Consider the following 5,208-nt stretch of genomic DNA (forward strand, 5'->3'; position numbering starts at 1 on the left):
AGAGACAGGGTGTGGGGGGTCATCGGGTCTCCTTCGCGACGCCGTGCGCCAGGTCTTCGAGGACGGCCTGGTCGCCGGTGGTGGTCAGCACCACGGTGCTGCCGTCCACCTCCGCCACGAGCCGTCGCTCCGGCTTCTTCGGATCGGCGTGGAGGTCCCACGCGATCCCGTCGATCTCGATCGTCTCCGACGTCGGGACCTGGTCCACCCGCAGGCTCACCCAGGTGGGGTCGACGTCCTCGGCCTGCTGCAGGCCCGCGAACACCGTGTCCGTGACCACCCAGCCGACGTCCCACGTGGAGACGCCGTCCAGCTTCTGCAGGCGGGCGTAGTTGGCGTACCAGGACTCCGGTACCTCGGGCGCCAGGGCCGGCAGGTCGCCGTCGTCGTGGGGGATCGTGGCGGCCTCGGCGGCGACGTCGACGCGGTCCTCACGGGGCCGCTGCGGCGGCTCCGGGTTGAGCAGGAGGACCACGGCCACGATCGCCAGCAGAGCCGCCAGGGAGAGCACCATGGCCATCCACGGCTGCCGGGCCCGCTGCGCCTGCGTGGCGGTCAGGACGGGACGGGGGGCGGGGGCGTGGGGGTCGGCGGAGCTCACGGTCAGCATTGTGCCACCCACGGGAGGCCGCCCCCGTAGGATGAGGACCGGGGCAGAGCCGCCCTCACGCCCCGTCTCGTGCGGACGGAGCGCCGCGAGCAAGGATCGGAGCAGCGATGACCAGCGCGTCCTCGGAGAAGACCGGCTACGAGAATCACGTCCCGGACCGCAACCTGGCCATGGAGTTGGTGCGAGTGACCGAGGCGGCGGCCATCGCCGCGAGCCCCTGGGTGGGTTACGGGGACAAGAACAAGGCGGACGGCGCCGCGGTGGACGCGATGCGCGCGTTCATGGACACCGTGGCCATGGACGGCACCGTGGTGATCGGCGAGGGCGAGAAGGACGAGGCCCCCATGCTGTTCAACGGCGAGCAGGTCGGCGACGGCTCCGGCGCCGCCGTGGACGTGGCCGTGGACCCGATCGACGGCACCCGCCTGACCGCCATGGGCTACAACAACGCGCTCTCCGTCTTCGCGGTGGCCGAGCGCGGCACCATGTTCGACCCGTCGGCCGTGTTCTACATGGACAAGCTCGTGGTGGGCCCCGAGGCCGCCGACTTCGTGGACATGCGCCTGCCGGTGAAGCAGAACGTGAACCTCGTGGCCAAGGCCCTGGACAAGCCCGTCTCGCAGGTGACCGTGTGCGTGCTGGACCGCCCCCGCCACGAGGGCCTGGTCAAGGAGATCCGCCAGGCCGGCGCCCGCGTGAAGTTCATCCTGGACGGCGACGTCGCCGGCGCCATCGCCGCCGCCCGCCCGGACACCGGCGTGGACATGATGATGGGCATCGGCGGCACCCCCGAGGGCATCGTCACCGCGTGCGCGATCAAGGCCACCGGCGGCATCATCCAGGGTCGCCTGGCCCCCACCGACGACGCCGAGAAGCAGAAGGCCCTCGACGCCGGCCTCGACCTCGACGCGGTGCTGACCACGAACGAGCTGGTCACCTCCGACCACTGCTACTTCGCGGCCACCGGCATCACCGACGGCGACCTGCTGCGCGGTGTGCGCTTCGCCGACGGCCGCGTGCACACGCAGTCCATCGTGATGCGCTCGTCGTCCGGCACGGTCCGCACCGTGGACGCCGAGCACGACGTGAAGAAGTGGTCCAAGTGGCTGGGGGACCGCGACGCCCGCTGAGCCCGCGGGCCGGTCTGCCGGGCTCAGCCCCGCGGCAGGCCGGCCACGTGCACCGTCGCCGGGGCGCCGGCCGCGGCGCGGACGGCCAGCGGGCCGGACGCCGTCTCCGCGGCGGGCAGGAACACGGCCTCGCCCGGGCCCAGCTCGATCTCCTGGCCTGCCAGGGCCAGGCTTGCCGTGCCGCGGGTGACCACCGCGATCCCGGGCCCGTGCACGTCGAGCCCGTGGACGGCGTCGTCCTCGAGCGTGGCCTGGAGCAGCTCGAACTCCTCGAACGGCGGGCGGAAGGCCACCACGGAGTCGGCCACGCGCTCGGGCTCGGTGGAGGGCACCGGCAGCGCCTCGAAGGTGACCACGCGGCGCAGCTCGGGCACGTCCATGTGCTTCGGGGTGAGCCCGCCGCGCAGCACGTTGTCCGAGGCCGCCATGACCTCCACGCCCAGCCCGTGCAGGTACGCGTGCACGTTGCCGGCGGGCAGATGGATGGCCTGACCCGGGGCCAGGTCCACGCGGTTGAGCAGGATGGCCACCACCACGCCGGGGTCGTCCGGGTGGTGCTGGGCGGCCTCGAGGGCCGTGGCCAGCGAGGGGTCGCGCTCGGCCAGGTCCGGCGCAGCCCGCAGCACGTCCACGACCTGCGCCACGGCGCCGGGGGCGCCCCACACGGAGTCCGGGTCGAGGATCGAGGTGAACGCGTCCTCGAGGTCCCCGGCGGCGAGGGCCTGGCTGATCCGGGCGGCGGCGATGGCGACGGCGGACGTGTCCCCGTCCGCCCGCTCCGTGAGGGCACGGGCCAGGGCCTCGAAGCTGTCCGAGGAGACCTCGGGGGAGCGGAAGCCGCACATCGCCGAGAAGGGGGTCAGCGCGAGCAGCATCTCCGGCTTGTGGTTCGCGTCCTTGTAGTTGCGCTCCGGGGCGTCGACCGGCACGCCGGCGGCCTCCTCCGCGGCGAAGCCCGCGCGGGCCTGCTCCAGGGTGGGGTGCGCCTGGATGGACAGCGGGGCGCCCGCGGCGAGCAGCTTCATGAGGAAGGGCAGACGGCCCTCCGGCGCGGCGGGCCCGAGACAGCGCTCCGGGTCCGCGGCCACCACCTCGTCCAGGCCGACGTGGGCGCCGTCCGCCACGACGGCGACGCACGGGGCGCCCGGATGGTCGCCCAGCCACAGCTCGGCCTCGGGGCGGCCGGTGGGCTCGCGTCCCTGCAGGTCGGCGAGGAGCGTGGGGGAGCCCCAGGCGTAGTCACGGATCACGGGCTTCAGGACGTGCATGCGCCCAGCCTAGGTCAGCCCGTCGGCCCGCGCGTCGCGCCTCACGGGGCGGGGACGCACAGCCCGTTGGTCGAGGACGCGTGGTTCAGCACGTCCTCCTGGCCCAGGTCCTCGGCCGTCATCAGGTCCTCGGCGGTGAAGGGCTCGCCGTCGGAGCGGGTCGGCGGGGCCGGCCACGTGGCCGGGTCGTCCTCGTCGACGTCGGGGGCCTGCGTCTCCTGCGCGACGACGGCCAGCACGGTGAGCAGCGGCGTCGCCGGGACGCCGGTCGGCTCCGACCCGGCGGTCACGGACTCGTCGGCCAGCATCTCGTCCACGCGGCGGTGGACGAGGTCGTAGTCGGGGTAGGTGGTGAAGTGGGTGCCCGTGTCGCCGAAGTCGGGCGGGCCGATGGTCAGCCGCCGCATCTTCTGGCCGCGCGAGCGCTCGGCGAGGTCGACGAACGTGCCGAGCTGGGACTGCGGCAGGTCGGTGGTCACGATCTGCTGGCCCGCCGCGAGGATCCCCGCGAAGCGGGTGAGCACGGTGGCGGGGCTGAACTGCTCCAGCATCGCCGCCTGCATGCACTGCTGCCGGCGGATGCGGGCGTAGTCGGTGGACCAGTGCCGGGAGCGGGCGAAGGCGAGCGCGTCGTCGCCGTTGAAGTGGTGGGTGCCCGGCTCCCACCAGATGTTGCCCCAGACGCCGTCGGGCCGGACGCCGCGGTGCACCACGTAGCCGCCGCTGACGACGTCCACCCCGCCCATGGCGTCGATCAGCTGGGCGAAGCCGCCCATGTCCATGAGGGCGTAGCCGGAGACGTCCAGGCCGAGGATGCCGCCGGCGGCGTCCTTCATGGCCTCGGCGCCGGGGTGCTCGGCGTCCGGGTAGAGGTCTGCGTGATGCTCCTCCACGTCCGTGTAGAGGGCGTTGAGGATGCACTCGTCGCCGCAGTCGAAGCCGTTCGGGTAGACGTCCCACAGCGGGGAGCCCTCGATGAACGGCACGTCCTGGAGGTTGCGGGGCAGGGAGAACATCACGATGGCGCCGGTGCGGGCGTCCACGGAGACCACGTGCATGGAGTCCGGGCGCAGCCCCTGCCGGCCCTCGCCGGCGTCCGCGCCCAGGACCAGGATGTTGTAGCGGCCCTCGGCCTCCGGGACGGCCGGTCCCTCCTGGAAGACCTCGCCGAGCGCCCCGCGGCTCGTGTTCGCGGCCCAGCCGCCGTAGAGCAGGGCGCCGCTGGTGAGCACGAGCGCGAGCGCGGTGACCGCCGCCGTGATCTTCCGCGCGCCGGGGGCGAGCAGGTGCAGCCGGATCAGCCGGAACGTGTCCACCCACAGCACCGCCCAGCCCACCGCCAACGCCGCCAGGACCACCGCCAGTCCGAGCAGCACGCCGTCCCGGGCCATGAGCGAGATCAGGCTCGCGCGGGAGACCAGCCACCACAGCAGCCCGAGGAGCAGCACGGCCCACACGGTGACGGTGACCCGCAGCGCCACGCGGCCGAGCCGGCGGCTGCCGGCGACGAGCTGGGCGCCGCCGGGGACCAGCAGGGTCAGCGCGGTGAGGATCAGCGCCCGACGGGTGCGCTCGGTGGGGGAGGCGACGCGCGGGTCCCGAAGCGGGTCGGGCTGCGCGTGACCGGCGGGCACGGATCCGGGGGCGGTCGACATCAGCGGTCGGCGGCCATCCGCTCGCGCAGGCGGGCTCCCTTGGCCCGGGCCTGGGCGTTGAGCTCGTCGGCGTGCTCGGCGAGGGCGGCGCGCAGGCGGTCGCCCTCCGCGGTGTCGGCCGAGGCGAGGATGCGGGCGGCCAGCAGGCCGGCGTTGCGGGCGCCGTCGATGGAGACGGTGGCCACCGGCACGCCGGCGGGCATCTGGACGATCGAGAGCAGGGAGTCCATCCCGTCCAGGCTCGTGAGCTTCACGGGTACGCCGATCACGGGCAGGGGGGTGACGGCGGCGAGCATGCCGGGCAGGTGGGCCGCGCCGCCCGCGCCGGCCACGATCACGCGGATCCCGCGCCGGTGCGCGCGGGCGCCGAACTCCACCATCTCGTGGGGCATGCGGTGCGCGGAGACCACGCCGACCTCGACGGGCACGTGGAGCTCGCGCAGGGCCTCGGCGGCCGCGCTCATCACGGGCCAGTCGGAGTCGGAGCCCATCACGACGGAGACGACCGGGGCGTCGTCCTGCAGGGGCTGGGCAGGGGTCTGGGG

The 5,208-nt window shown here is 74.1% G+C and carries 5 protein-coding genes; 1 reads left to right on the plus strand and 4 read right to left on the minus strand.

Features of this window, described 5'->3' with window-relative positions:
- Positions 1 to 19 precede the first annotated feature (19 nt).
- Positions 20 to 610 (minus strand): DUF4245 domain-containing protein, encoded by a 591-nt coding sequence (locus tag J1M39_RS06540; protein WP_002854501.1) that lies wholly within the window; start codon positions 608 to 610, stop codon positions 20 to 22.
- 107 nt (positions 611 to 717) lie between these two features.
- Here J1M39_RS06540 and glpX point away from each other — a divergent pair, with 107 nt between their 5' ends.
- Complete coding sequence (gene glpX, locus J1M39_RS06545) at positions 718 to 1,740, plus strand: class II fructose-bisphosphatase (RefSeq protein ID WP_002854500.1); 1,023 nt, start codon at positions 718 to 720, stop codon at positions 1,738 to 1,740.
- A 23-nt stretch (positions 1,741 to 1,763) separates the two neighbouring features.
- Here the strand turns inward: glpX and manA are convergent, their stop codons facing one another.
- The 3 genes from manA to purE form a co-directional block, all read right to left on the minus strand.
- Positions 1,764 to 3,008, minus strand: coding sequence for a mannose-6-phosphate isomerase, class I (gene manA / locus J1M39_RS06550; RefSeq protein WP_206496590.1), 1,245 nt, complete (start codon positions 3,006 to 3,008; stop codon positions 1,764 to 1,766).
- 41 nt (positions 3,009 to 3,049) lie between these two features.
- Entirely contained in the window at positions 3,050 to 4,663 is a 1,614-nt protein-coding gene (locus J1M39_RS06555; protein ID WP_206496591.1) for an LCP family protein, read from the minus strand.
- The coding region (gene purE / locus J1M39_RS06560; RefSeq protein ID WP_241253898.1) for a 5-(carboxyamino)imidazole ribonucleotide mutase at positions 4,663 to 5,208 on the minus strand (546 nt) is incomplete at its 5' end. The genes purE and J1M39_RS06555, both read right to left, overlap by 1 nt.

Source organism: Micrococcus sp. KRD077 (assembly GCF_017168505.1).
Taxonomy (GTDB): Bacteria; Actinomycetota; Actinomycetes; order Actinomycetales; family Micrococcaceae; genus Micrococcus; species Micrococcus luteus.

What these genes read in the sequence shown, in the direction of transcription:
- J1M39_RS06540 (WP_002854501.1), bottom strand. Translation starts at nt 610, where the DNA reads ATGCTGACCGTGAGCTCCGCCGACCCCCACGCCCCCGCCCCCCGTCCC.
- glpX (WP_002854500.1), top strand. Translation starts at nt 718, where the DNA reads ATGACCAGCGCGTCCTCGGAGAAGACCGGCTACGAGAATCACGTCCCG.
- manA (WP_206496590.1), bottom strand. Translation starts at nt 3,008, where the DNA reads ATGCACGTCCTGAAGCCCGTGATCCGTGACTACGCCTGGGGCTCCCCC.
- J1M39_RS06555 (WP_206496591.1), bottom strand. Translation starts at nt 4,663, where the DNA reads ATGTCGACCGCCCCCGGATCCGTGCCCGCCGGTCACGCGCAGCCCGAC.